The organism is Pseudoxanthomonas winnipegensis (genome assembly GCF_004283755.1).
In the GTDB taxonomy this organism is placed as follows: domain Bacteria; phylum Pseudomonadota; class Gammaproteobacteria; order Xanthomonadales; family Xanthomonadaceae; genus Pseudoxanthomonas_A; species Pseudoxanthomonas_A winnipegensis.
This window is the reverse complement of the sequence record NZ_SHMH01000005.1, coordinates 362,096-386,968: the sequence shown is the minus strand read 5'-3', so window position 1 is coordinate 386,968 and position 24,873 is coordinate 362,096. Positions and strand designations below refer to the sequence as shown.

The window sequence follows — 24,873 nt, the reverse complement described above, 5'->3', positions numbered from 1 at the left end:
GCCTGCCTATCCAGTCGTTGTTTTCAAGAGGGTGACGTAGTGATCAAAGCAGGCCACTGCCACTTCGAACTGTTGGACGTTGACCTCTCGCACCTGGTTCAAGTCAAGCGGATCCGTTCCACCGAAGCTGTAGCCGATGGAGACCTCACCGGGTACCGGAACGTCGTTCACGTAGCCGTCTTCCCTAGGCTCCAGACGGGTTCTCTGTACGACAGTCCGTGTCACCGCCCGGGTGATCCCCCTTGAGAACCTCGGTGCGATGCTGTGGCTGGCACGATTGCGGAAATCCAACGTCGCATGACGATTGGATTGATCGTCCAGTTTCCTCAGTGCGGTCAGAAGAAGCATCCCTTCCGGCCATCTGGCGACGATGTGCGCAAATTGCGCCTCCTTCCTGCGGCGCGTGGGATAGCTTGGCTTCTCCCACGGCGCCTGGTCGAGCGGCAGACGGTCCGGATAGGAACGGTCGACAGACCGTAGAACCTGATGCATGCCGTTCGTGACCACGAAGGTGATCGCGTCGCGCAGTGCGCTCGGTTGGAACAGGCAGTAGGTGGCCAGCGGCGTGACGAACTCATGTTCCAGTTCCCAGCGCTCATCCTCCGAGTAGTCGCCCATGACTATTTGCCAGGCGTGCCAACGCCGCAGCGCCCCGAGCCACGCATTCAGGTTGTTGGTCAGCTCTCGAAGCTCGTCCTCGATCAGCATGTCGCCCATGGTGGGCCATCGCAGGCCTTTCAAGTCGACTGCGCCATAAGGGAGATAGGGTCGGCACGGGATGCAGCCAGGTTGGCTGCGCACCGAAAGATAGGCATCGAATGCTTCTCTCAAAAACGACTCGTGTTCTTCTGGGGTCATTGCCAACATCCGTTTCCTGACCAAGCGTAGCGCGCAACGGCCATGTTGCGGAGCCGTCAGGGCTCAAAGCGTGATGCACGCCCGCGGACCTAGCGGCGGAACGCCGCGGAGATTCACTGCACAGCAAATAAGGCCAGCAGAGCGAATAGGCATCGCAGAACACGACCGGCTTCGCCCCAACAGGTTGTACCGATCACCCGCGATAGCCACCATGGGCACCAACGCATCCGATCACGGTCACTGCCATGCCGCCCTCTTCGCTTCCCGCCCCGGACAGACTTTCATCCTTGCCCCATCCGGGCATGCCTGGCTACGACGACGTCCCCCAGTTCCCGATGAAGGCGCCCTTGCCTTTCCGCCGTACCATCCGCCGTCACGAGCTGCATCAGATCGTGCCTCTCGCGGAAACAACGATCTACGAAATGGAACAGCGCGGCGAGTTCCCGCGCCGCTTCCGTCTCACCGCCCGTTGCGTCGTCTGGGACCTGGAGGAAGTCGAAGCCTGGATCGAAGACCGCAAGCAAGCCTCTCGATCAGCGAAGGCCAACTCATCCGGCGGACCGGACGTGAGGCTGCGCCGGCACCGCCCTGTTCGAGGATGACGTCACCATCAAATGGCTGTAGCGGCTACGCGGCATCCACCCGGACCAGTACCGCCCCGGGCAGCGCCTGCGCCATCTGCACCGTTGCAAGCTTGACCGCAGCATCGCGGTCGCTCGCCTCCCTGCTGAAAGCCAGGCCGACATGACCCGGCCGTCCCCAGCCGACCGTGGCATCGGCGCAATCGCTGCCCGCCAACTGGCGAAGGACATCCTCCTGCGATCCCATGCCCGAATCCAGCGCATAGACCAGTGTGAAATCGTGAACCATCGCGTCAGCCTCCTTCGTCATCTGGCACCGGCGATCCGCGCGAGCGTTTCGTCAAGCTGCTGACGATCTGCCGCACGCTTGGCGGCCGTGCGCTGCGCCAGGTTGTGAAGCTTGCGTCGCACTCCAGGTAACTCGGCCGCATGGGCCAACCCGATCAAACTGAAATCCGGCTTCTCATCCTCGACGGATTGCAGAAAGGCGCGCGACGGCCCATCCAGCCAATGCGCTACGCGCGCCAGCAGGCGCTCGCGGCTTTCAAGCAATGACGCCACGCTGATAGGCTTGGACGTCATGCCATTGAAATGGGCCTCGAAGGTGGCCTCGAAATCCCCCGGGACGCGCGGCGCCAGCATCTCCCAGGCTGGCTTGGGGCTGCACGTCAGGTACACGAGGAAGGTGCGCCAGAGCACTTCGTCCGCTCGTTCATCTTGCAGCAGCAGACCCACGTCGAAAAGATCGCGCGGGTGCTGGCGCGATAGCGCCGCCGCCAGCTTGCCGGCATAGAGGTCGGCGAACGCCAGCACCTGCACCTCGGCAAAGCCGAACGCTTCCTCCACCCGTGGCCGCACGACCATGGCTCGCACCGGATGCACCGTGCCACGCATGACGGGCGTCGTCTCAATCTGCACGCGCGCACGACCGCGACTGGCCACCAGCCGGGTGACCACCCCGCCCTCGCCCGCCGAGGTCTGGACCTGCAATTGCAAAGGCCGGGCGCGCAGCGTATCGGCCAACCGCCCGAGCGATTCGGCGATCAGCTTCGCATCTTCCACGTAGTCGTGCACCGGCAACCAGGCCAGATCGATGTCCACCGACAGGCGTGGCAGATCGTGCTCGAAGAGGTTGATGGCCGTGCCGCCCTTGAGTGCAAAGCCCGGCTCCGAGGCCAACACCGGCAGGATCTCGACCAGCAGCCGCACCCTGTCCGTGTAGCGCCCGTCCCAATGGTCAAGCCAGGTGCTCATCGAGGTCTCCCGGCAAGGTGATCTGGTAGGTCGGATGCAGGCGCCCGCCGGGCACCAGCGCGCGTTTGCCACGGCCGAGATCAACGCCCTCCAGGGGCACGTGCGACAGCCACGCGTGCCGATGGCGCTCGGCCAGGGCCAGGAACAGCCGCTTCGCCTTGATGCTGCGACAGTGGCGCAACAGCAGTCCGACCCGCTGCGGCCGTAGCGTGGTCATGGCCTGCATCAGCGCATCGGCCTCGTAGACCCCTGCCGCATCCGACACGCTGTCGCACAGTTCCAGCATGGCCCGCTCGGGCGTCGAGCAGACCAGCGCATCGGTCCCAGGTGCTGCTGAATGCCAAGCCAGGCCCGCTTCCGACAACGCCTTCTCGGAGACTTCCGCAGTGACAGGCACGGCCGGGAGATCGAGCGGACCCTTGCCCTGGTACTCGAAGCGTTGCTCCAGTGACAGCTTGCCCAACCAGCCGGGTGGCTGCTGTGGCCCGTACAGCGTGATCGTGCCAGCATCCCCCAGGCGCAGGTAGTGCTCGTGGCCCTGCAGGCCGAGCGCGAAGCGTCCCCCGACGTGCAGCGGCATGCCCTCGCCGACCTGCAGGCTGCGGACCACACCATCCCATTGCAGCCGCCCGCCTCTGCGCATGTAGACACCACGCGCTGGCGACACCAGCCAGCCGCTGCCCACATAGCGCGCCACAAGGCTATTGGAGTAGCCGTGCGCCCGGAGCCAGCGGCTGGACACTAGGCGGGTATCGCCAAGCTCGGCCAGCAAACGGTTCAGCTTTCCTGAGTTTTGAGCATCCATAGTGCTCAAAATAACAGATTTATAAACCTTCGCCAAGATAGGCCAGTTTGACAAGGGCCACAAAGGATCACTCAGAGTGATCTTTTTGCCATGCCAGCAAACCTTGCACTCGTCGCCGACAGAGAGTCTCGATACGGTCATCATGCGGCCCTCCCTTCACAAAGCCGCGCTGAGAACCGGAACCGATGTGTTCTCCGGCAGCAGCTTCGGCACATGGGTGCGCCCGTCGATCCAGGCATCGACCATGTCCGCCCACTCCTGCAGCATGTGCCGCCGCTGCTCGGCGTATTCGGCCTTGTTGTAGATCGAGCGCGAGGAGCGCCCTTCCTCGTGCGCCAGGCACTTCTCGATCCAGTCGCCGTTGAAGCCCACTTCGTTGAGCAGCGTCGAGCCCGTGCGGCGAAGGTCATGCACTGTGAAAGGCTCCAACGGCAGGCCTGCGGCCTGGGCTCGCGACACGATGAGCTGGGTCACGCGGTTCAAGGTCGCATGCGACATGCAACGGGTCGGCTCGTAGCGCGATGGCAACACGAACTTCGAGCCCGCCGCGCAGGTATGCAACGCCACCAGGATGTCCATGGCCTGCCGCGACAGATAGACCACGTGCGGATTGCGCCCCTTCATGCGCTGCTTCGGAATCGTCCAGGTCGCGTGCTCGAAGTCGATCTCGCTCCAGGTGGCTTCGATCAGTTCGCTCTTGCGCACCATGGTCAGCAGGACCATGCGCAGCGCCAGGCGGATCGTCGGGTAGGTCGCGATGGACTCCAACTGATGGAACGCCAGCCGGATCTCACCCGGCGACAGTGCTCGATCCTTCGGTACAAAGGTGGCGATCGAGGCGGCCGCCACGTCGTTGGCCGGGTTGTCCACCCTCTCCCCATGCAGGATGGCAAAGGCATAGACCTGCTTCACGATGTCGCGGACATGCACCGCAGTGGCAGGAGCGCCCCGCGCCTTCACCTTGTTACACAAGGCACGCAGGTCATCAGCGGTGATTTCATTGAGCAGCCGGCTCTTGAACACCGGCAGGATGTCGCGGTCGACGACATGCTTGCGCATCGCGCGCGTGCTGTCGGCCATCTTGGCGTCCGCCAGCCATTTAAGCGCGACATCACCAAAGTTCTTGGCTGCGGTCAGCCGGCGCTTCTCGCGCTGCTTCTCCAGTGCCGGGGAACGGCCAGCAGCGACGGCCTTCTTGGCGTCGAGCAGCTTTTCGCGGGCCAGAGCCAAGGAGATGCCGCCAGGGCCATAGCGACCGATGGTCAGGGTCTCACGGCGCCCGTTGAGACGGTAATCGTAGCGGAAGGTGACGGTACCGGCGGGCGATACCGTCACGTACATCCCATCCCGGTCAGAAGCCTTATAAGTCAAGGACTTAGGCTTCAAGTTGCGCAGTGCTGTGTCGGTAAGCATCGAGGTTTTCCTCCTGTTTCGTGACGGCTTTTACCGTCAGGGGTCAGGAGACCCGTCGATGCCCGGAAAGCCGCATGAAACAAGCTTTCCAGGGGAGTGTTTTACCGTCAAAGACCGGTTTGGTCTCAATAGTAAACGGGAGGGTCTTGATCGGACCTCCGGTTCTTACCGTCAGCTCTACCGTCAACCGGTTTTGCTGGCCGGCGATAGCCACCGATAGCTTACGTGACGTATTTCCTTTTAAATCAACACGTTACGTCAGATTCTCGATAACTGGCGATAGTCCCCGAAGGACTCGATTTCACTCCCACTCGATCGTCGCCGGCGGCTTGCCGGAGATGTCGTAGACCACGCGCGAGACGCCGCGCAGCTCGTTGATGATGCGGTTGCTGACGGTGCCGAGGAAGTCGTACGGCAGGTGCGCCCAGTGGGCGGTCATGAAGTCGATGGTCTCCACCGCGCGCAAGGCGATCACCCATTCGTAGGCGCGGGCGTCGCCGACCACGCCGACCGATTTCACCGGCAGGAACACGGCGAAGGCCTGGCTGGTCCTGTCGTACAGGTCGGCCTTGCGCAGCTCGTCGATGAAGATGGCATCGGCCTTGGCCAGCAGTTCGGCGTACTCGGGCTTGACCTCGCCAAGGATGCGCACGCCCAGGCCGGGGCCGGGGAACGGATGGCGGTAGACCATGGTGCGCGGCAGGCCGAGCTCGACGCCCAGTCGGCGCACCTCGTCCTTGAACAGCTCGCGCAGCGGTTCGACCAGGCCCAGCTTCATGTGCTCGGGCAGCCCGCCGACGTTGTGGTGGCTCTTGATGACATGGGCCTTGCCGGTCTTGCTGCCGGCCGATTCGATCACGTCCGGGTAGATGGTGCCCTGGGCCAGCCACTTGGCGTTGCTGAGCTTGTTGGACTCCTCGTCGAAGATCTCAACGAACAGGTTGCCGATGATCTTGCGCTTGGCTTCCGGATCGCTGACGCCTTCCAGCGCCTTGAAGTAGCGCTGCGCGGCGTTGACCCGGACCACCTTGACGCCCATGTGCTCGGCGAACATCGCCATCACCTGGTCGCCTTCCTGCCAGCGCAGCAGGCCGGTGTCGACGAATACGCAGGTCAGCTTGTCGCCGATCGCCTTGTGCAGCAGCGCGGCGACCACCGACGAATCCACGCCGCCGGACAGGCCCAGGATCACCTCGTCCTCGCCGACCCGGGCGCGCACGCGGGCGATCTGGTCCTCGATGATGTTGGCCGCGGTCCACAGGGTCTGGCAGCCGCAGATGTCGACCACGAAGCGGCGCAGCAGGGTCTGGCCCTGCAGGGTGTGGGTGACCTCCGGATGGAACTGCACGCCGTACCAGCGCTTGTCCTCGTTGGCCATGGCGGCCACGGGGATGCGGTCGGTGGTGGCGGTGATGGTGAAGCCCGGCGGCGCGACCGACACATGGTCGCCATGGCTCATCCAGACATTCAGTCGCGGCTCCCCGCCGTGGTCGCTCAGGCCCTTGAACAGCGCATCGGCGTGGATCACGTTGACTTCGGCATGGCCGAACTCGCGCTGATCGGCCGCTTCGGTCGCCCCGCCCAGCTGCGCCGCCAGGGTCTGCATGCCATAGCAGATGCCGAAGATCGGCAGGCCCGAATCGAACACTTCCTGCGGCGCGGCCGGCGCGCCCGGCAGCGTGGTCGATTCCGGACCACCGGAGAGGATGATGCCCTTGGGCTGGAACGCGGCGATCTCGGCCGGGTCGTGATCCCAGGCCCAGATCTCGCAGTACACGCCGATCTCACGGATGCGGCGGGCGATCAGCTGGGTGTACTGCGCGCCGAAATCGAGGATCAGGATCTTGTCGGTGTGGATGTTGGTCATCGGGGCCGGGAATCGGGAATGGAGAATCGGGAATGGGTAAAGCGGTGAAGGCGCTGGTTCATCGATTCCCGACTCCCGATTCCCCATTCCCGGGCAAGCATCAGCCTGCGCGGTAGTTCGGCGGTTCCTTGGTGATCTGCACGTCGTGGACGTGGCTCTCGCGCTGGCCGGCGCCGGTGATGTGCACGAACTGCGGCTTGGTGCGCATCTCCTCGATGGTCGCGCAGCCCACGTAGCCCATCGTGGCGCGCAGGCCGCCGATCAGCTGGTGGATGATCGCGCTCAGCGGGCCGCGGTACGGCACGCGGCCTTCGATGCCTTCGGGCACCAGCTTGTCGGCGTCGGAGGCGTCCTGGAAGTAGCGGTCCTTGGAGCCCTTCTCCATCGCGCCCAGCGAGCCCATGCCGCGGTAGCTCTTGTAGCTGCGGCCCTGGAACAGCTCGACCTCGCCCGGGGCTTCCTCGGTGCCGGCGAACAGGCCACCGGCCATCACCGTGGAGGCACCGGCGGCCAGCGCCTTGCCGATGTCGCCCGAGTAGCGGATGCCGCCGTCGGCGATCAGCGGGATGCGGTCGGCCAGCGCCTCGGCGACCATGTTGACCGCGGTGATCTGGGGCACGCCCACGCCCGCCACCACGCGCGTGGTGCAGATCGAACCCGGGCCCACGCCGACCTTGACCGCATCGGCGCCGGCGTCCATCAGCGCCAGCGCGGCGTCGCCGGTGACGATGTTGCCGCCGATCACCTGCAGCTGCGGATAGGTCGTCTTGACCCAGGCCACGCGATCCAGCACGCCCTGCGAATGGCCGTGCGCGGTGTCGACGATGATCACGTCCACGCCGGCGGCGGCCAGCGCCTCGACGCGCTGCTCGGTGTCGCCGCCGACGCCGACCGCGGCGCCCACCAGCAGGCGGCTGTCGCGGTCCTTGGCGGCGTTGGGACTGTCGGACTTCTTCTGGATGTCCTTGACCGTGATCAGCCCGCGCAGGGCGAAGGCGTCGTTGACCACCAGGACCTTCTCGATGCGGTGCTTGTGAAGCAGCTCGAGCACTTCCTCGTCGCTGGCGCCTTCGCGCACGGTGATCAGGCGATCCTTCTTGGTCATGATGTGGCGGACCGGATCGTCGAGCTTCTTCTCGAAGCGCATGTCGCGGCTGGTGACGATGCCGACCAGCTGGTGGCCGTCGACCACCGGCACGCCGGAGATGTTGCGCGCGCGGGTGAGCTTGAGCACCTCGGCGATGGTGGTGTCCGGGCCGACGGTGAACGGCTCGGTGATCACGCCGGCCTCGAAGGTCTTGACCTTGGCCACTTCGGCGGCCTGGGCCTCGACGGTGAGGTTCTTGTGGATGATGCCGATGCCGCCCAGCTGGGCCATGGTCACGGCCAGACGATGCTCGGTCACCGTGTCCATGGCCGCCGACAGCAGCGGCAGCTTGAGCTTGAGGTCGCGGGTCAGGCGCGTTTCCAGGTTCACGTCCTTGGGCAGGACGGTCGAGTGCGCGGGGACCAGGGAAACGTCGTCGTACGTCAGTGCTTCAGCCAGGATGCGGAGCATCGGCTCACCTAACCGGTTCTAGGGAAGCGCGACATTTTAACGTATTGGGGCGGGGATTGGGGATTCGGGATTGGGGATTGGCCACAACAAAGCGTCCCGCTGCCGTCCGATCCCGGACGCAAACGGAATCGGCCAACGCATGCCTTTTGCCCTCGCTTTCAACCAATCCCGAATCCCGAATCCCCAATCCCCGCCGCATCAGCAGCCTCGATCGTGTTCTGCATCAGCGTGGCCACGGTCATCGGGCCCACGCCGCCGGGGACCGGGGTGATCCAGCTGGCGCGCTGGGCTGCGGCCTCGAAGCCCACATCGCCGGTGAGGCGGCCGTCCTCGAGCCGGTTGATGCCCACGTCGATCACCACCGCGCCGGGCTTGACCCACTCGCCCGGGATCAGCTGCGGCCGGCCGACCGCGACCACCAGGATGTCGGCGTTGCGCACGCTGGCTTCGAGCACATCGGCCGGGGTGAACTTGTGGCAGCAGGTCACCGTGCAACCGGCGATCAGCAGTTCCAGCGCCATCGGCCGGCCCACGTGGTTGGACACGCCGACGATGGTGGCGTTGCGCCCGCGCACCGGCTGGTCGGTGTGGCCCAGCAGGGTGACGATGCCGCGCGGGGTGCAGGGGCGCAGGCCGAATTCGCGCAGGGCCAGGTGGCCCACGTTCTCCGGGTGGAAGCCGTCCACGTCCTTGCGCGGGTCGATGCGGTGGATCAGCCGGCGCGCGTCGGGAATGCCCGGCAGCGGCAGCTGTACCAGGATGCCGTGGATCTTCGGGTCGGCGTTGAGCTGGTCGATCAGGGCCAGCAGCTGGCCTTCCGTGGTGCCGGCCGGCAGATCGTAGTCGTGGGCGACGATGCCGACTTTCTCGGCCGCGCGACGCTTGTTGCGCACGTAGACCGTGCTGGCCGGGTCGCCGCCCACCAGCACCACGGCCAGGCCCGGCGCGCCCTTGCCGGCGGCCACGCGCGCGTCGACCCGCTGCTTGAGCTGGTCCAGGAGGTCCTCGGCGATGCGACGGCCGTCGAGGATGCGGGCGGGGGCGGAAGCGGTCATCGAAGGCGCGGTATAGAGTGCAGGCCCCCTATTGTCCCCGATTGGCACCATGACCGACACCACGCACCTCGAAGCGGCCGCCTTCCGCCGCCTGCTGCAGCATCTCAACGTCGAGCGGCCGGACGTGCAGAACATCGACCTGATGATCCTGGCCGGCTTTTGCCGCAACTGCCTGTCGGACTGGTACCGCGAGGCGGCCGAGGCCGCCGGCACGCCGATGACCAAGGACCAGGCCCGCGAGGCGGTCTACGGCATGCCCTTCGCCGAATGGAAGGCCAGGCACCAGCCCGAGGCCACGGCCGAGCAGCTGGCCGCGTTCGAGGCGGCACGCAAGTGTACAGGGGTGAGATAAATCAGGGGGCGGAGTTGAGATAAACGCCGGAAGATATCGTCCGTCCGGGGAACGTGGCGGATGGCGGATGCAATGGCGTTGCGCTGGGCGCAATCGCGAGTGCAAGGTCACCGGGTGCCAGCACGCCTGCTCAATGACGGAGCCGAACCGCCGGGCGTGAGGGCTGACAAACTCCTTGGATTCGAGGAACTTGAGCTGGTCCCCAGCGGGGGTAAGTTCAGCAAGCTGGCGACCCGAGGGAGGGCCTAGGGCACAGCGTCGCCATGTCAAGGCGGAAGGTACGCAACCCGTGCGCCGCCGCCGGGCAGACCCGCGCCACGGTTGCGAGGCCAAAGTAGGAACGCGGCGCCGGACTCGAACCGGATAATGACGCGGCCTCCGGCCGCCCCAACCTTTCCACTAGGAAACTACCGCGCGGGTGGATGCTACCAAAGCAGGCGCCCCAATGCGTGGCTGCGGCCAGGACAGAAGCGGGGCGATGTGAGCGCTCGGCTGCGGCGGCGGGCCGCCTCGACCTAGCCTGAGGGTAGTCAAATCATGCGACGTCGAATGATTTGATTGCGCACAATGTAAAGTGATTGCACTAGGGGAAACAAAATGTTGCGCCCGCGCAACATTTGCGCACCTAGCCTAAGGGTAGCCAAATCGGTCGCGCGCGACCGATTTGATTGCGCACAGTGCAAAGTGATTGCACTAGGGGAAACAAAATGTTGCGCCCGCGCAACATTTGCGCACCTAGCCTAAGGGTAGCCAAATCGGTCGCGCGCGACCGATTTGATTGCGCACAGTGCAAAGTGATTGCGCTAGGGAAACAAAATGCGTCGCACGCGACGTATATGCCCAAGAATTTCCCGGGGCACGGCGTCGGCCAAGTTAGCGCCTGCACCCTCCCGAACGCATTGAATTCCTCGCCCGCGAGGAATTTGAGAGGGGAGCGCATGGCCCGTCAAATGTTTCGACGTCGAAACATTTTAGGCCGTGATGCGCCTGCGAGGCGGTGAGTCATGGCCCTGTCAAATCGGTCGACGTCGACCGATTTTGTTTCCCCATACGCAATGCCTTTGCATTAGGTGCAATCAAATCGTGCGACGTCGCACGATTTGACCGGCCGTGATGCGCTGGCGAGGCGATGAATAATGGCGCTGTCAAATCGTTCGCGCGCGAACGATTTGGTTTCCCCTGCCGCAATGCTATTGCGCTATAGGAAATCAAAATGTCGCGACGTCGCGACATTTGAGGCCCGCACACCTGGCCCAAACGTTGCGACGTCGCAACATTTGGCGGGTGCGACCGGGTCAAATTGCTCGACGTCGAGGAATTTGCGCCTCTTGCCGCCAGCACGCCGGAGCAAAAGCGACAACGTGTCGCGTTGCCGCTCGCGGCCGTCGTCCCCGGATCAAAAGGGACTTTATGTCCATTTTGATGCGAGCTTCCCCCATGCAAATACGTCGATGTCGCCACATTTGCATTTTCCTAAGACCGATGCAAGGCGAAAAGCCGGGGCGCGCGGCAGAAACTCATTACAAGGAATCAGTTTCAGGGTAGGTCCGGCATGCAGCCCGATCCAGATCGCGACCACGAAATCAAGCAAGCGCTCGCGCTTGTGGCACAAGACACCCGCGATGGCTTTGCCGAGCTGGAAGCGTTGCTCGCCGTACCCACCCCGCTGCCACGCCGATTGACCGATTACCTGGCATTCCACCATGCCAGCGAAGCGCCGCCGAAAGGCGAATGCTGATCGAGGGGCGCGGCGATGACGACCCGGAATCTTGACTTCGCCCTGCGCATCCGCGCCGACGTGGCCGATGCGTCCAAGGCGCTGGATGATCTCGAAAAGGCGTTGAGCGACGGCGCGTCCGCCGCCAAGGCCGAGGGCCAGGCGCTGGACGCCGCTGCCGCTGCCTCGGATCGCAAAGCCGCCAAGACCAAGAAGGCGGCGGCAGCGGCCAAGGAAGCCGCCCAAGCCGCCGACGCCTCCGCCAACTCCGGCACCAAGGAGGCCGCAGCGGCGGACAAGACGGCGCAGGCGACCGAGCGCGAGACCAAGGCCCGCGAGCGCAACGTGCGGGCACGCAAGCAGCAGAGCCAGGAGGCAGCCAAGACGCCGGCCACCACCGGCGCGAACGGCATCTCCGACGCGCAGTACAAGCAGGCGATGCGGCACAGCTGCACAACGCCAACCTGTCCAAGCAGGCCAAGCTCGAAGAAGAGATCAAGCAGATCCGCCAGGTCGGCCTGGCCGCAGGCAAGGATCAAGCGACCATCGATGAGCAGGTGGCGCAGGCGCGTGCCCGCTATCTGGAAAGCCTGCCCAAGGCCGCCAAGGGACCGCAGACCGAGCGGGAAAAGGCGAATGAGGCGGCGCAGCGCGAGCTGGCCAATCTCAAGCAGATGATCATGGTCCAGGACTCGCTGACCGATGGGCGCACCAAGGCCACGCAGGCGGCCCGCATCGAGGCCGAGATCACCGAGGGCGCAGCGAAAGCGGCTGACGCGTCGTACAAGCAGCAACTGCGCGACGAAGCCAAGCTCGCCGATGCGTCAAACGCGCGCGCCGAGGCCCAGCGCAAGATGGTGGAGGTCCGCCAGCTGATCACCCAGCTCGAAGGTGGCAGCGACGCCAAGCAAGAGGCCAAGCTGCGTTCGGAGCTTGAACAGTATCGCGCCCTGCTGGCGCAGACGAACCATCCCGACGAAGCGGCGGATGTGAGCAAGGCATTGGGCCTGCTGGATGCGCAGAGCAATCTGCGCAAGCTCCAGCAGGTCTACAACGACACGATGGGCCAGATGGGTCTGGACTTGCAGCGTGTCCAGGTAGAGCAACAGGCCGGCCTGATCACCGACGCCGACGCGCAGCAGCGCGTCGTGGACATCTATCGCAATTGGCAACGTGTGTTGAGCGACCTGTTGCCTCAGCTGCGTCAGGTCGCCACGACCCCCGGCGTGATCGGCAAGGAGGCGCTCAGCACCCTCGATCAGATCGAGGTCAAGCTGCGCGAGATGGAGACCACGACGAACGCGATCCAACAGGCGTTCGGCACCACGTTCCAACAGTCGCTCAACAGCACGCTGGATGGCTTGATCGAGGGCACCATCACGCTGGACAAGGCGGTGCAGTCGTTCCTGGTCACGCTGATCAAGGGCATGGCGCAGTGGGCAGCATCTGACTTGTCGCAGAAGGTCGGCAGCTGGGCGAAAGGCAAGTTCGGCGACTTCTTCGGCGGCGATGCGAAGGAGGACGGCGCCACCGGTGCGGCGGCGATCACCAACGCAGGCACCAGCGCCGCGCAGGCTATCGTGACGGCGGGCAACACTGTGGCCGGTGCGATCTCGGCCGCCAATGCCGGCGGCGGCGCGTCGGGCGCGAGCTGGGGCGCGTTCGCGCCGCAACCCGGCTGGCAGGGCGGCAGCGGCGATAGCCTGGCGACCGGTGCAGCCGCCATGCAGGGCGCGGGCGACTCGATCAACACGGGCGCAACCGCGATTGGCCAGAGCGCCGTGCAGCTGGCTGCCGCTGCCGGTGGGTTGTCGCCCGGCGCCTCGGCGGTCATCCAGGCCGCCCTGCAGCTGTGGCAGGCCGCGCAGGCGATGCTGGTGGCCAACGTCGCAGGCAGCGCGACCGGCTACGCCTCGGGCGGCTGGACCGGACCGGGCAGTAAGTACCAGGTCGCCGGCTTCGTGCATGCCGATGAATTCGTTCACCGCCGCGAGGTGGTGCGTCAGCCTGGCGCGTTGCCCTTCCTGTGGGACTTCAACCGCCGGGGCATGCGGGCTTTGGAGGACTGGCGCGGCTACGCCAACGGCGGCCTGGTCGCCGGCGCTGCACCCATCTACGACGCACCCGCGCCGCGCTATGGCGCCGATGGCATGCCCAAGGGCGGCGGTTCCTCCAGCCTCAACCAGCGCCTGCGCCTGGTGGTGGTGGACGATCCCAACCGCATTCCCGCCGCGCTCAAGAGCGAGGTCGGCGAGGAATCCTTCCTGTTCCACGCCGGGCGCAACACCGAGACGCTCAAGCAACTGCTGGGGATCAATTGATGATCCTGGCCGCCAGCCTACTTTGCGACGCCGACCGACCAGCTTCCGCGCGTGCGGTAAGCCACCTGGGGAGCGTTATAACGCGGCACGCATCGCGTTCGCGAGCCCACGCACCACTGCGACACATAACGGCGCGCAGAGCGCGCTACAGGCGGTCGAAGCAGATTCCCGCCGGAACCGTCCTCTTAGAACGCCTGATCAGGTAAGCCAGCACACGCATCGCTCGATGTCGCGGCGGGCAGCGCCTCTATAAAACTTCTTTCATGGAAAGGTTTCTATCCGGAATGCAAAGGTCCTTGCACACAACGGCCCCTCTCCGCAATCAACACGATTTGCGCGGCCAGCTGATGCAGGAGCTTCACGGGTGTCTGGTCGATCACTTCCAACGCAAGCGCGGATTGCCGGAGAAGGAAGCCTCCGAGCTGGCGCACGGCGTGACCGAGACGATCACCCATTACCTGGGCGGCCAGCAGCTGTATGTGCCCAAGGCGGACGGACGCCTCATCCAGCAGCGCAATGCTGCGATGTTCGCCGCGCACCAGCGCGGCGTGCCCAGCGCACAGTTGGCGCGGCAGCACCAGATCAGCGTGCAGATGGTCAATCGCATCCTCAAGCGGATGCGCGAGGCTGCGCGCGCCGAGCGCCTGGCGAGCGCGAACCGGTAGCGCAAGCGGCGGCGATGCCGGCCGAGTCCGGTGTGCTGGAAGAGATGGAGCGCGTCATCGTGCGCACCCTCAGCGAGCAGGGCATCGCCGCCGCCGATGCGGATCGGCTGGGCCATCACCTGACCGATGCGCTGTCCTGCTACTGGGGTGGTCAGGTCATCTACATGCCGATGGGCACGCAGGCGCGGCGCATGGCCCGCGACGCGCTGATCCTGGCCGCCTACAACGGGCGCAATCTGCGCGCACTGGCGCGTCAGCACGGCGTCAGCGAAGCCACCATCCGCCGCGCGTTGCGGCGGGCGCGCCGACAGGTCGCGCCGTGACCGTGCGCGCCTTCCAGATCTTCCGTGCAGGCACCCACACCGCCGTGGACGGCCGAACCTTGTCGTTCACGCCTGGCCATCTGAGCGAGATCGCCAACGGCTACGACCGTGCGAAGCATCCGGCCAAGTTGGTGCTGGGCCACCCCGAAAGCGACCGCGACAGCTTCGGTGAAGTGCAAGCCGTCGTCGCGCATGGCGAAGGCCTGTACGCCTTCGCCGATGTGAGCGATGCCTTGGTGGATGCCGTGCGCGCCGGTCGCTACAAGCACGTGTCCTCTTCCATCTATCGCCCGGACTCGGACGGCAATCCGACGCCTGGTCGGCATGCCCTGCGGCATGTCGGGTTCCTCGGTGCATTCCCGCCTGCCGTCAAGCAGATGCAACCGCTGGCCTTCGCCGAAGCGCCAGCGGCGCGCGCGGTTGACTTCGCGCTGCCACCTGGCGGCTGGCGTTGCGATCCGGATGCGCTCGACCTGTATGCGCACGCGCACGAGTTGCGGCGTGCGATTCCTTCGCTCGGCCTGATCCAGGCCGCCGCTATGGCGCAACGCGCCCTCCACTTGGCCCGATAAATCTCATGACCGACGAACTGCTTTCCAGCCTGGGCGATGCCGCCTCGCAGGTGTCCGAACTCTCCACTCGCATCAACAGCGTAGTGCAGGAGAAGCACGCACGCCTGGATGAACTCTCCCGCGAGCGTGCGAGCATCATTTCCAGCCCGTTGCCGCGCGCGGACTACATAACGATCCTGTGGGCCGAGATGGAGCGCAAGGCCGACAGCTATGCGGCGCAGCTGAAGTCCAATTTCGAGCGATCCATGCGAGGCCGCACCAACAGCATGGAAGCGCCGCCGTTCGCCGCGACGGTCGCCAAGGCGCTGGACGTCAGCGCTGGGAAGTCGGTCAGCAACAACGTGCTGCCTGGCGACCTGCGCAATGTGTTCGGTGGTGACCACGACCGTGACCCGCTGCCGCAGCTCGCCGCCCTGTTCTTCAATCTCGATGCGATGCAGGTGGCCGTGGCTGAGGTCATCAACAGCATCGAGCCGTGGCCGTGGCCGGACGCACAGCCGCTGAAAGATACCCTCACGCGGCTGGCGCAGATCGACGCCGAAATCACGTCCATCGCCGAGGAGCTGAACGCGATCAACCGGCAGGCCAGCGCCATCGGCCTGTCCCTGCCCAAGCGCGTCATCCAGGTGGATACGGTGGTGGACCATGCTGCATGGCTGGAAAAAGTGAGAGCCGAGAGTGAGCTTGAGCACAAGCGCTGGCTGGCCATGACGAGTCGGCAACCCGATGAAGTGGTTCGGGTCAACGGCGTATCGATGAACAAGCACGTCGATCCTCTCACCGGCGAAGTCAGCTACCGCGCACGATGATCCAGCGCTCCCCCACTGCCATAGCGGACAAGCGGTGCGTGTCCGTGGGCGCAAGCCCGAACAACGACCGCAGGGCGGGCCACGTTCATGCGCCGTCTGGCGCCTCTTTACCGCGCTCTGGCTGCGGGGATGAAGAGCCGTCCTACGTGGTGACCGCCCATTCCTTCACCCAGGTTGCGGCGGCCGCGCGGCCGTCGCATACTGGGCCCGTCGCCGCCAAATCGGCGACCGGGTGTGGAAGCCCGAAACCGAGGCGCACAAGCGCCCATCGCTCGATGTCAGGCGCTTTTTTCATGCCTGGCACCGTGCTGGGCACGCAGCCAGCCGAGTCAACGGCGGGCGGTGCGCGGGGTCCGAAAGGACCGCCGGTCCTCGGCCGGTCTTCCAACCGCGTACCGTCCGCCACCTCGTTTGGAAGCGAGGTGGCGGTCACTCAACTTCCGAGGACCGCACCATGACCGCGATTGCCGCCGTTGCCCCGTCTGCCGCCCGTTTCCCGGCCGGCCTGTTCTCCTTCCCGCGCTCCACCCACGCCCCGGCCGCACCCAGCGTGCCCGGCGCGCTCGACCTGGCCGCCACGCGCGTCCAGGCGCTGGCCTGGATCGCCCTGCGCGGCCTCCAGGCCGCCGCGCCGCTCGGCCTCGGCGAAGTCCTTCTGATCAGCTTGGCGCAGGCGCTCTATGCCGATGTCACCGCCGCCGAAATGCGCCGGGCAGCCGAACACCTGGTCGCCGAGGGCCTGGCGCGTCGCGATGACACCGCCGGCTGGCACGTGGTGGCCACGGCGCGCGGCCTGGCGGCCGCTGCCAGTGAGACCGACGCGCCGCAGGGCATCGGGCCTGGCGCTCGCTTCCGGGCGTCCTGACGCCTCGCGGGCCAGGCCTCGGGCGGCCTGGCCCGCGTCATCCCAGCCCGCGAGGTTCCCCCATGTGCTCCATGAAAGCCCTGCGTAACGAGTTGTTCGACGACGTGGCGGCCACCGCCGCGAACCTGGGCAAAGACCTTGGGCTTCCGACCGACCGCGCCGAGCAGCTGGGCGAGTCGCTGGCCGATCACCTGATGGAGCACTGGGGCGGCCAGAACATCTACGTGCCCAACTGCGTGGGCAAGAGACTGTCCCCCCGCGAGCGCGCCATCCTGGACGCGCACCGGAGCGGCACGTCCGTGGCGGCGCTGGCCAGGGAGTACGGCATGTCCCAGCAGGGCCTGCGCGCCCTGCTGCGGCGTGCCGCCGTACGTGAAGCCAGTCACTGACGCGCTCGCCCGAGCCGAGCCGCCAGGAGCGCCCGATGCCGCCGCGATCCAGGATCGACCTGCTACCTGATCCCCTGCGCGAGCAGCTGGACAACCTCATCCGGTTCAACCGCTACTCCAACTACGTGGTGATCGCCCGTTGGCTGACCAGCCAAGGCCATCCCATCGGCAAGTCCGTGGTGGCCGCCTATGGCCAGCAGCTGATGAAGGCCGCCGGCATCCGGCCCACCACGCGTCGCCCCCTGCGCAACAAGGCCGACCGCGATTGGCGCAGGCTTCCGCCCAAGCTCCAGCGCGGCCTGGCCGCGCGCCTGCTGGCGGGCGGCTGGAAACGCAACGTGGAGAACGCGGCCTGGCTCCAGGAGCAGGGTCACCCCATCGGTGTGGCGGCGGTGGAGGCCTTCGCCCGCGACCTGACCGACGCGCTGGCCGTGCGTCACGCGATGGCCCTGCTGGACCCCGAAGACAGCGCCGCAACGTGATCGAATGAGCCCATCGTGGGGCCGAAAAAGGCGTCCGGCTCGCTGCCGTGACGCCTTTTTAGTTGCGCGTGGCGTAATTTCCTTGCGCCTGATGCAATTTGACCCCTGACCCATTTATCTCAAATTTCGGGCTCAAATATCTCAACTCGCTACACGCAAGCGACACGGCTGAGCGTGGGGCTGAAAGCCCCTCCCCTGCACGCGCAGGCGCGCAGGACCGGTGCCGCTGCTCAGCCCTCGCCCACGCCCAGCTTCTCGCGCAGCGCGGCGCGGTAGGTGCGGCTGCACGGCAGCGTGGTGCCGTCCTTCAGATGCAGGCGGGCCTCGCCCCCGTCGATGGGTTCGATCGAGGCCACCTGGGCCAGGTTGACGATGTAGCTGCGCTGGATGCGCACGAAGCGGTCCGGGTCCAGTCTGGCGGCGATCTCGGTCATCGTGCTGCGCAGCGGGTAGTCGTGGCCGCGCACGCGCAGGTTGACGTAGTTGCCCGCCGCACGGACCCATTCGACCTCATCGGTGGCGACCAGGAAGTCGCGCCCGAGCTTGCGCACCAGGAAGCGCTCGGGCCGGTCCACCGGCTCCAGCGGCTGGCCCTCGTCCGGCGGGGCCAGCAGGCTGGCCTCGCCCTGCAGCCGGCGCATGGCCAGCCGATAGAGCTCGATCAGCAGCACCCACCAGAAGTAGCCGCGCACGTCCTTGAGATACTCGTAGAACAGGCCCTTGGGCCAGTCGCCGAAGTCGTAGTGACCGCCCATCCACCAGTAGGCCAGCGTGCGCAGGGCGACCATGCCCGACACGTGCGTCACCGAGACCGCCACGCTGAACAACAGATGCCGCGGCAGCTGCCTGCGCCAGGTGTCCCAGTGGAACGGATAGCGGCGGGAGAACCAGGCGATCGGCAAGACCATCGCCAGCCACATCAGGTGACTCGAGCATTCCCAGACCACCGGCTCCCAGTCGGCGAAGTGCAGCCCGACCTTGTGGATGTCCATGATCACGGTGACGCTGCTGAAGGTCGCCCCCACCACCGCGTTGAGCACCCAGAAGCCGATCTCGAACCAGCGCTTCCACGGCAGGAAGCGTTCGTAGGCGGTCGGTGCGGGTGCTGCAGACATCCGGCCATTCTAGCGGGCCACCCGGCTTGGTTCGTCCCAACGCACAGGCGATTGGTCCCGGATGTCCGGCGGATGGTCACTTCGCGGTCGCCGGCACTGCGCCGGCGGTCGACGCTGAAGCCTCCTTCGCCATGCAAGGCTTCCCATGCAACGCCGCCATGACATCGACTGGGTCCGGGTTCTCGCCTTCGGCCTGCTGGTCTTCTACCACGTGGGCATGTACTACGTGACCTGGGGCTACCACGTCAAAAGCGCGTATGCCAGCGCGACGCTGGAGCCGCTCATGCTGCTCAGCAGTCCGTGGCGCATGTCCCTGCTGTTCGTCATCTCCGGGGTCGCGACCGCCTTCCTGCTGCAGCGCCGGCCACGCGGGTTCTTCGCTCAGCGCTCGTGGCGACTGCTGGTGCCGCTGATCTTCGGCATGCTGGTGGTGGTGCCGCCGCAGTCGTACTACCAAGTGGTGGAGCAGCTGCCGGGCGGCTATCACGCGTCCTACCTGCAGTTCTACACGCGGTACCTGAGCGGCTACCACGGCTTCTGCGGCCGCGACGGCGGCTGCCTGGCGCTGCCGACCTGGAATCATCTGTGGTTCCTGGTCTACGTGTGGGTCTACACGCTCGTGCTTTGGCTGGCCTGGCGCCTGCTGCCGGCCGCCTTCTGGAGGCGCCTGCGCGCCGTGACCGCCCGCGCGTGTTCCGGCTGGGGCGTGCTGGGCTGGCCCGTGCTGCTGCTCGCGGTGGCGCGGTTGGCGCTGGTCGACCGCTTCGATCAGACCCACGCGCTGGTCGACGACTGGTACAACCATGCGCAGTATCTGCCGATGTTCCTGCTCGGTTTCCTGCTCGCCTTCGCCGACGGCTTCTGGGAGGGTGTGCACCGCCGCCCGTGGATCGCGCTGACGGTCGCGGCGGTCGGCTACGCGCTGATGGTCAAGGTCTGGTACTTCTCCGGCTACGACGATGCCCACCCGATCCCGCAGGCCCTGCGGCCTGGCGCTGCGCGTGGCCTGGGCGGCGAATCAGTGGTGCGCGATCGCCGCGGCGTTCGGGTTCGCCTGGCGGCTGCGCGGCGCCGACAACGCGGCGCTGCGCTACCTGGCGCCAGCGGTGTTCCCGGTCTACATCCGGCACCAGACCATCCTGGTGGTGCTGGCGCACGATGCCAAGCCGTTGAACCTGCCGCCGCTGCTGGAAGGCCCGCTACTGGTGCTGCTGACCTTTGCGCTGTGCTTCGGCGGCTACGAAGTCATCCGTCGCGTGCCCCTGCTGCGTCCGCTGTTCGGGCTCAAATGGAAGAACACCCCCGTGCCACGGCCCGTCGTTGCGCCACGCACGCTGGCGTAGCCTGAACGCCATGATCGTCGTCCTGCCCAGGTCGGCAGGCCAGGTGCTCCCGCCCCTGCGGCCACTTGGTGCCGCACGGCGCCAGCTTTGCGTTGGTCAGGCGCAGCAGGCCCGTCCCCGCAGACCCGCGGTTGGTCCCAAACCCGCGGGGTGTTGTCACTTTCGGCTGGTCCGGCCAGGACGCAGGGGAAACACTGAGCAACATCCCGGCCGACGCTCTGCCATGACCACGCCCTTGCCTGCTCCTCTCTCCGATCACCACCCCGATGGCTCCGAGCTGTCTGCGGCTACTCCGGTCAGTGCGCGTGACCGCCGTGCCGATCTGATGCTGCTGCTTGCGCTGGGGCTGGTGCGCTTGATCGTCCATCTGTGGCTCAACGGCGCCTATGGCTTCCACCGGGACGAACTGCAGGTGCTGGACGACGCTCGGCACCTGGACTGGGGCTATGTGCCCTACCCGCCGCTGGTGCCATGGCTGGCGCGGCTGGAGCTGGCCGTGTTCGGGACCTCGCTCATCGGCTTCCGCATCGTGGCCGTGCTCGCCCAGTGCGGTGCGATGGTGCTGGCGGGACTGATCGCCGCCGAGCTCGGCGGCCGGCGCTTCGCCCAGGTCTGCGCGGCGCTGGCCACGGCGTGCATGCCGTTCGGCCTGGTCAACAGCAGCATCCTCATGTACTGCGGCCCGGACCTGCTGTGGGTGGTGGCGGCCGCGTGGCTGGTGCTGCGCCTGGCCAAGGGCAGCGATCTGCGCCTGTGGCTTGCGCTTGGCGCGGTCTTCGGCCTTGGGCTGATGACGCGCTACACCATCGTGTACTGGGCCATCGGCCTGGCCGCGGGCGTGCTGGCCGGACCGATGCGCGCGCAGCTGCGCACGCGCTGGCCCTGGCTGGGCGTGGGTGTGGCCTTCGCGGTCTTCCTGCCCAATCTGATCTGGCAGGTACGACACAACTTCGTCTACCTGGACTTCGTCGCCCACATCCATGCGCGCGATGTGGCCATCGGCCGCACGGATCTGTTCTTTCCCGAGCAACTGTATGCCAATGCCAGCGCGCTGACCCTGCCGATCTGGCTGGCGGGACTGGGGTTCCTGACGCTGGCCGGTTCGATGCGCCGGTACCGCGTGCTGGCCTGGATGTATGCGGTGCCGTTGCTGCTGTTCGCGCTCTCGCGAGGCCGTGGCTACTACATGGCACCGGGCTATCCGATGCTGCTGGCCGCCGGCTATGTGGCCATCGAGCGCTGGTGCGCCTCCATGCCGGCGGGCCGCGCGCGTGGACTGCGCATCGCCGTGGCCGCCCTGCTGGCGGCCGGCCTGCCGCTGGGCGCATCGCTGCATCTGCCGATCGCGCCGATCAACTCCCCGCTCTGGCACTTCAACCGGGGCCTGCACGGCGACTATGCCGAGCAGGTGGGCTGGCAGGAACTGGCCCAGCGCGTGGCCACGGTCTACCGCGCTTTGCCCGAGGCCGAGCGGGCCCACACCGCCATCCTGGCCAACAACTATGGAGAAGCCGGCGCCATGGCCCTGTACGGCCCGGCGCTCGGCCTGCCGCCGGTGATCAGCCGGACCAACTCGGCCTGGTACCGCGGCTATGGCAACCCGCCGCCGAGCGTGATCATCGAACTGGGCAATACCGAAGAGGATCAGCGCGGCAGCGTCGCCAGATGCACCTCACACGGCGTCTTCCGCAACCGCGAGGGCGTAGCCAACGAGGAGTCGGCGAACGGCTACGCGATCTTCGTCTGCCGCGACATCCCGCCGATCTGGCCGCAGATCTGGGGCGTCAAGCCGCGGTTCGGTTGAGCGGCGCGGGAGCGCGGCCTGGTTCAGGCTGGAACGCAGTGCTCGACGATCAGCTGGATCGCCTCGCCGCCGCGATAGTCGTCCGGGGCCAGACGATAGGCGATGTGCAGCCGGGGCGGTGGCGGTTCGCGGGTGAGGCCGTTGAAGTGGATCGCGTCCAGCGGCTTGCTGCGCTGCGGGCAGCGCAGCACCAGCTTGCGATGGCGCTCGCCGATCGGCCGCCAGTCGATCACGTCGAATACGCCGTCGAACAGCGGTTCGGCGAAGCCCTGTCCCCATGGCCCGCCGTCGCGCAGGGCCTCGGCGTGGGCGCGGTCGAACTCGTGCGGCAGCAGCTCGCCGTCGCTGAGCAGTTCGGCCTGCAGCAGCGCGGCATCGAGCGTGGCGGCGGCGTACGCGCGGAAGGCGGCCTCGAACGCCGGCAGCTGCGCGCGCTCCAGGCTCAGGCCGGCGGCCATCGCATGACCGCCGAACTTCTGCATCAGCCCCGGATGCTGGGCATCGACCGCCGCCAGCGCATCGCGGATGTGGAAGCCGGGGATCGAGCGCGCCGACCCGCGCAGCGCGTCGCTGCCGGGCTCGGCCGGGGCGAAGGCGATCACCGGGCGATGCACGCGATCCTTCATCTTCGAGGCGACCAGGCCGACCACGCCCGGATGCCAGTCGGCATCGAACAGGCACACCGCGATCGGCACCTCGCCATCGAGTGCGGCGACCTTGGACAGCGCGGCCTCGGCCGCATCGGTCATCTGCTGCTGCACGCCGCGGCGTTCGGCGTTGATCGCATGCAGCACGCCGGCCATCTCGCGCGCCGGGCCGTCCTCGTCGCACAGCAGGCAGGCGATGCCCAGCGCCATGTCCTCCAGCCGGCCGGCGGCGTTCAGACGCGGTGCGACGGCGAAGCCGACATCGGCGGCGCTGAGCGTCTCGGCGCGGCGGCCGCAGACCTCGATCAGCGCCCGCAGGCCGGCGCAACCCTGCCCCGCCCGCAGCCGGCGCAGGCCGGCGGCGACCAGCGCACGGTTGTTGGCATCCAGCGGCACCAGGTCGGCGATGGTGCCGACGGCGACCAGGTCTAGCAGTGCAGTCAGATCGGGCCGGTTTTTCGGAGGAACGCGGCCATGGAGGTCCGCCGTCTGATGCTCGCGATCAGCGCCTGGCCTCGACTCGCTCGAGGGATGATCGCCATAAAGCCTGCGGCGCAGCGCCAGCAGCACGTAGAACATCACCCCGACCCCGGCCAGGGCCTTGCTGGGGAAGCCGTCGCCGGCCAGGTTGGGATTGACGATGGCGTGCGCGGGCGGCAGCGCGGCGCCGGGCAGATGGTGGTCGGTGACCAGCACCTGCCAGCCCAGGGCACGCGCCTGCGCGATGCCGGCATGGCAGGCGATGCCGTGGTCGACGGTGACCAGCAGGTCGGGCTTGAGCGCGGCCAGCTCGGACACCAGCGAGGGCGAGAGACCGTAGCCGTGGGTCACGCGATTGGGCACCGCGGGGGTGACGTGGCGCGCGCCGAGCAGGATCAGCCCGCGCACGGCGACCGCGCAGGCCGTGGCGCCATCGCAGTCGAAGTCGCCGACCACGACGATGTGCCGGTCCTGCGCGATGGCCTCGGCCAGCAGCGCCACTGCCGCGTCCATGCCGCCGAGCAGCTCCGGTGGATGCAGCTGGGCCAGGCGCGGGCGCGCCTGGGCTTCGGCCAGGGCGCCGCGCCCGGCGTAGATCCGCTGCAACAGCGGCGGCACGGCGTCCGACCACGGGCCGCCGGCGGCGACGCTGCGTCGGGTGATGCGGGTAGCCGGCCTCATGCGTCCAGGCGTGTCAGCGCGCGGCGCAGCAGACGCCAGCGCTGGCCGGCGGTGAGCGTGAAGCGCGCGCCGTCCTGGAAGTCCAGCACCACGCGCGCCAGCTCCCCGCGGCGCAGTTCGGCCAGCAGCGGCGCCAGCACCTGGTCGGTGAACATCGCCGGCGACTTGAGATGGCGCAGGTCGACCAGCGCGTCGACGCCCTGTTCGAGGGCATCGGAGGTGCCGGCCTGTCGCGCCAGCGCCAGCAGCAGCTCGTCGCGGCTGCGCACCTGCCGATACGGCGTGGTAACCGCCTGCGGCAGCACGCCGGGGCCCCAGAACCACAGCGCGTTGACCGCCGGCTTGCCCTGCGCGGCGCGCTGGGCGTTCCAGGGGTGCTGGTGCAGCAGCACCTGGGCTTCGGTGAACAGCGCGCGCCAGCGGCGCCCGGCATCGCCATGCGGCAGATGGCCGAACAGGTCGTCGCCCAGCACCTGCTCGGGCGCGGCGAATTCGGGCAGCGGCGTGTCGCTCAGCAGGCGCAGATACCAGCGCGAGGGCGTCGGCGCGTCCAGCAGGAAGCCGGCATCGCCGAACAGCGGCTTGAGCGCCGGCATCAGCGCATCGACGTCGGCCTGTTCCAGGCCCAGCGCGGGTCCATGCGCGAGCAGGCGCGCGCCGGTCATGTCCAGCGCCAGAAAGGCGGGATCTGCGCGCAGCCAGCGCGCCTGGGCGGCATCGCCGGCGTCGAGCTGCCGGGTCAGCGCCGCGACCGGCCAGTGATCGGGCACCAGCCGGAAATGCCGGCGCAGCTGGGCGCGTTCGCCCACCTCGCCCTGGTCGCGGTCGGCGCGGGCCAGGGCCTTGCCGGCCTGGGGCGGCAGCTCGCCGGCGAGCTGGGCACGCGCCGGCAGCAGCAAGGTCGCGGACGCCATGCT

Annotated in this window: 24 protein-coding genes; 13 read left to right on the top strand and 11 right to left on the bottom strand. The window is 67.0% G+C overall.

Annotated features, from left to right (window positions below; all coding sequences use genetic code 11):
• Window positions 1–6 precede the first annotated feature (6 nt).
• The gene (locus EAT51_RS12095) at window positions 7–858 is read right to left on the bottom strand and encodes a hypothetical protein (protein ID WP_130518373.1); all 852 of its coding nucleotides are present in this window, start codon (window positions 856–858) and stop codon (window positions 7–9) included.
• A 302-nt stretch (window positions 859–1,160) separates the two neighbouring features.
• On the opposite strand from EAT51_RS12095, the gene EAT51_RS12090 reads away from it, so the two are divergent.
• Window positions 1,161–1,460, top strand: coding sequence for a helix-turn-helix transcriptional regulator (locus tag EAT51_RS12090; RefSeq protein WP_228257908.1), 300 nt, complete (start codon window positions 1,161–1,163; stop codon window positions 1,458–1,460).
• 25 nt (window positions 1,461–1,485) lie between these two features.
• Here the strand turns inward: EAT51_RS12090 and EAT51_RS12085 are convergent, their stop codons facing one another.
• From EAT51_RS12085 to folD, 7 genes are all read right to left on the bottom strand, one after another.
• Window positions 1,486–1,728, bottom strand: a complete 243-nt coding sequence (locus tag EAT51_RS12085; protein WP_130518369.1) for a transcriptional regulator — start codon at window positions 1,726–1,728, stop codon at window positions 1,486–1,488.
• 17 nt (window positions 1,729–1,745) lie between these two features.
• Complete coding sequence (locus tag EAT51_RS12080) at window positions 1,746–2,693, bottom strand: nucleotidyl transferase AbiEii/AbiGii toxin family protein (protein WP_130561685.1); 948 nt, start codon at window positions 2,691–2,693, stop codon at window positions 1,746–1,748.
• Entirely contained in the window at window positions 2,677–3,498 is an 822-nt protein-coding gene (locus tag EAT51_RS12075) for a type IV toxin-antitoxin system AbiEi family antitoxin domain-containing protein (RefSeq protein ID WP_130518791.1), read from the bottom strand. The genes EAT51_RS12080 and EAT51_RS12075 overlap by 17 nt, the downstream gene beginning before the upstream one ends.
• Before the next feature lie 156 nt (window positions 3,499–3,654).
• Complete coding sequence (locus tag EAT51_RS12070) at window positions 3,655–4,911, bottom strand: tyrosine-type recombinase/integrase (RefSeq protein WP_130518365.1); 1,257 nt, start codon at window positions 4,909–4,911, stop codon at window positions 3,655–3,657.
• A gap of 301 nt (window positions 4,912–5,212) precedes the next feature.
• Window positions 5,213–6,778, bottom strand: coding sequence for a glutamine-hydrolyzing GMP synthase (gene guaA / locus EAT51_RS12065; protein ID WP_130561684.1), 1,566 nt, complete (start codon window positions 6,776–6,778; stop codon window positions 5,213–5,215).
• A 100-nt stretch (window positions 6,779–6,878) separates the two neighbouring features.
• Window positions 6,879–8,336, bottom strand: coding sequence for an IMP dehydrogenase (gene guaB, locus EAT51_RS12055; RefSeq protein WP_130561683.1), 1,458 nt, complete (start codon window positions 8,334–8,336; stop codon window positions 6,879–6,881).
• A 158-nt stretch (window positions 8,337–8,494) separates the two neighbouring features.
• The gene (gene folD / locus EAT51_RS12050) at window positions 8,495–9,442 is read right to left on the bottom strand and encodes a bifunctional methylenetetrahydrofolate dehydrogenase/methenyltetrahydrofolate cyclohydrolase FolD (RefSeq protein ID WP_379655391.1); all 948 of its coding nucleotides are present in this window, start codon (window positions 9,440–9,442) and stop codon (window positions 8,495–8,497) included.
• Here folD and EAT51_RS12045 point away from each other — a divergent pair.
• The 10 genes from EAT51_RS12045 (at window position 9,441) to EAT51_RS11995 (ending at window position 17,886) form a co-directional block, all read left to right on the top strand.
• Window positions 9,441–9,743, top strand: a complete 303-nt coding sequence (locus EAT51_RS12045) for a DUF1244 domain-containing protein (protein WP_130561681.1) — start codon at window positions 9,441–9,443, stop codon at window positions 9,741–9,743. The genes folD and EAT51_RS12045 overlap by 2 nt on opposite strands.
• Before the next feature lie 1,552 nt (window positions 9,744–11,295).
• The gene (locus EAT51_RS12040; protein WP_130561680.1) at window positions 11,296–11,481 is read left to right on the top strand and encodes a hypothetical protein; all 186 of its coding nucleotides are present in this window, start codon (window positions 11,296–11,298) and stop codon (window positions 11,479–11,481) included.
• Window positions 11,482–12,017: 536 nt separating this feature from the next.
• Window positions 12,018–13,781, top strand: coding sequence for a hypothetical protein (locus EAT51_RS12030; RefSeq protein ID WP_165422712.1), 1,764 nt, complete (start codon window positions 12,018–12,020; stop codon window positions 13,779–13,781).
• Between the two features lie 332 nt (window positions 13,782–14,113).
• Entirely contained in the window at window positions 14,114–14,446 is a 333-nt protein-coding gene (locus EAT51_RS12025) for a Mor transcription activator family protein (protein WP_165422711.1), read from the top strand.
• 14 nt (window positions 14,447–14,460) lie between these two features.
• Window positions 14,461–14,769, top strand: a complete 309-nt coding sequence (locus EAT51_RS12020) for a Mor transcription activator family protein (protein WP_130561676.1) — start codon at window positions 14,461–14,463, stop codon at window positions 14,767–14,769.
• Window positions 14,766–15,341, top strand: a complete 576-nt coding sequence (locus EAT51_RS12015) for a hypothetical protein (protein ID WP_130561675.1) — start codon at window positions 14,766–14,768, stop codon at window positions 15,339–15,341. The genes EAT51_RS12020 and EAT51_RS12015 overlap by 4 nt, the downstream gene beginning before the upstream one ends.
• Window positions 15,342–15,346: 5 nt before the next feature.
• Complete coding sequence (locus tag EAT51_RS12010; RefSeq protein ID WP_130561674.1) at window positions 15,347–16,150, top strand: hypothetical protein; 804 nt, start codon at window positions 15,347–15,349, stop codon at window positions 16,148–16,150.
• A 454-nt stretch (window positions 16,151–16,604) separates the two neighbouring features.
• Entirely contained in the window at window positions 16,605–17,015 is a 411-nt protein-coding gene (locus EAT51_RS12005; protein ID WP_130561673.1) for a hypothetical protein, read from the top strand.
• Between the two features lie 71 nt (window positions 17,016–17,086).
• The gene (locus tag EAT51_RS12000) at window positions 17,087–17,404 is read left to right on the top strand and encodes a Mor transcription activator family protein (protein ID WP_165422710.1); all 318 of its coding nucleotides are present in this window, start codon (window positions 17,087–17,089) and stop codon (window positions 17,402–17,404) included.
• A gap of 35 nt (window positions 17,405–17,439) precedes the next feature.
• Complete coding sequence (locus EAT51_RS11995; RefSeq protein ID WP_130561671.1) at window positions 17,440–17,886, top strand: phage protein Gp27 family protein; 447 nt, start codon at window positions 17,440–17,442, stop codon at window positions 17,884–17,886.
• A gap of 230 nt (window positions 17,887–18,116) precedes the next feature.
• Here the strand turns inward: EAT51_RS11995 and EAT51_RS11990 are convergent, their stop codons facing one another.
• Window positions 18,117–19,001: a LytTR family DNA-binding domain-containing protein gene (locus EAT51_RS11990; protein ID WP_130561670.1), complete on the bottom strand. Its 885-nt coding sequence runs from the start codon at window positions 18,999–19,001 to the stop codon at window positions 18,117–18,119.
• A 145-nt stretch (window positions 19,002–19,146) separates the two neighbouring features.
• Between EAT51_RS11990 and EAT51_RS11985 the strand changes: the two genes are divergently transcribed.
• Both EAT51_RS11985 and EAT51_RS11980 read left to right on the top strand, forming a co-directional pair.
• On the top strand, window positions 19,147–20,349 hold the full coding sequence (locus EAT51_RS11985; protein ID WP_228257906.1) for an acyltransferase family protein: 1,203 nt from the start codon (window positions 19,147–19,149) through the stop codon (window positions 20,347–20,349).
• Window positions 20,350–20,567: 218 nt separating this feature from the next.
• The gene (locus tag EAT51_RS11980) at window positions 20,568–22,148 is read left to right on the top strand and encodes a glycosyltransferase family 39 protein (RefSeq protein ID WP_165422509.1); all 1,581 of its coding nucleotides are present in this window, start codon (window positions 20,568–20,570) and stop codon (window positions 22,146–22,148) included.
• Window positions 22,149–22,171: 23 nt separating this feature from the next.
• Here EAT51_RS11980 and recJ read toward each other — a convergent pair whose 3' ends face one another.
• Both recJ and EAT51_RS11970 read right to left on the bottom strand, forming a co-directional pair.
• Complete coding sequence (gene recJ / locus EAT51_RS11975) at window positions 22,172–23,956, bottom strand: single-stranded-DNA-specific exonuclease RecJ (protein ID WP_130561669.1); 1,785 nt, start codon at window positions 23,954–23,956, stop codon at window positions 22,172–22,174.
• The gene (locus tag EAT51_RS11970; protein WP_130518261.1) at window positions 23,953–24,870 is read right to left on the bottom strand and encodes a phosphoglycerate mutase; all 918 of its coding nucleotides are present in this window, start codon (window positions 24,868–24,870) and stop codon (window positions 23,953–23,955) included. Before EAT51_RS11970 ends, recJ begins: the two co-directional genes overlap by 4 nt.
• Window positions 24,871–24,873: the final 3 nt, after the last annotated feature.

Coding starts and splice junctions, on each gene's coding strand:
- EAT51_RS12095 (WP_130518373.1), bottom strand. CDS start 858: ATGACCCCAGAAGAACACGAGTCGTTTTTGAGAGAAGCATTCGATGCC.
- EAT51_RS12090 (WP_228257908.1), top strand. CDS start 1,161: ATGCCTGGCTACGACGACGTCCCCCAGTTCCCGATGAAGGCGCCCTTG.
- EAT51_RS12085 (WP_130518369.1), bottom strand. CDS start 1,728: ATGGTTCACGATTTCACACTGGTCTATGCGCTGGATTCGGGCATGGGA.
- EAT51_RS12080 (WP_130561685.1), bottom strand. CDS start 2,693: ATGAGCACCTGGCTTGACCATTGGGACGGGCGCTACACGGACAGGGTG.
- EAT51_RS12075 (WP_130518791.1), bottom strand. CDS start 3,498: ATGGATGCTCAAAACTCAGGAAAGCTGAACCGTTTGCTGGCCGAGCTT.
- EAT51_RS12070 (WP_130518365.1), bottom strand. CDS start 4,911: ATGCTTACCGACACAGCACTGCGCAACTTGAAGCCTAAGTCCTTGACT.
- guaA (WP_130561684.1), bottom strand. CDS start 6,778: ATGACCAACATCCACACCGACAAGATCCTGATCCTCGATTTCGGCGCG.
- guaB (WP_130561683.1), bottom strand. CDS start 8,336: ATGCTCCGCATCCTGGCTGAAGCACTGACGTACGACGACGTTTCCCTG.
- EAT51_RS12045 (WP_130561681.1), top strand. CDS start 9,441: ATGACCGACACCACGCACCTCGAAGCGGCCGCCTTCCGCCGCCTGCTG.
- folD (WP_379655391.1), bottom strand. CDS start 9,442: ATGGTGCCAATCGGGGACAATAGGGGGCCTGCACTCTATACCGCGCCT.
- EAT51_RS12040 (WP_130561680.1), top strand. CDS start 11,296: ATGCAGCCCGATCCAGATCGCGACCACGAAATCAAGCAAGCGCTCGCG.
- EAT51_RS12020 (WP_130561676.1), top strand. CDS start 14,461: ATGCCGGCCGAGTCCGGTGTGCTGGAAGAGATGGAGCGCGTCATCGTG.
- EAT51_RS12010 (WP_130561674.1), top strand. CDS start 15,347: ATGACCGACGAACTGCTTTCCAGCCTGGGCGATGCCGCCTCGCAGGTG.
- EAT51_RS12005 (WP_130561673.1), top strand. CDS start 16,605: ATGACCGCGATTGCCGCCGTTGCCCCGTCTGCCGCCCGTTTCCCGGCC.
- EAT51_RS12000 (WP_165422710.1), top strand. CDS start 17,087: ATGAAAGCCCTGCGTAACGAGTTGTTCGACGACGTGGCGGCCACCGCC.
- EAT51_RS11995 (WP_130561671.1), top strand. CDS start 17,440: ATGCCGCCGCGATCCAGGATCGACCTGCTACCTGATCCCCTGCGCGAG.
- EAT51_RS11990 (WP_130561670.1), bottom strand. CDS start 19,001: ATGTCTGCAGCACCCGCACCGACCGCCTACGAACGCTTCCTGCCGTGG.
- EAT51_RS11985 (WP_228257906.1), top strand. CDS start 19,147: ATGCAACGCCGCCATGACATCGACTGGGTCCGGGTTCTCGCCTTCGGC.
- EAT51_RS11980 (WP_165422509.1), top strand. CDS start 20,568: ATGACCACGCCCTTGCCTGCTCCTCTCTCCGATCACCACCCCGATGGC.
- recJ (WP_130561669.1), bottom strand. CDS start 23,956: ATGAGGCCGGCTACCCGCATCACCCGACGCAGCGTCGCCGCCGGCGGC.
- EAT51_RS11970 (WP_130518261.1), bottom strand. CDS start 24,870: ATGGCGTCCGCGACCTTGCTGCTGCCGGCGCGTGCCCAGCTCGCCGGC.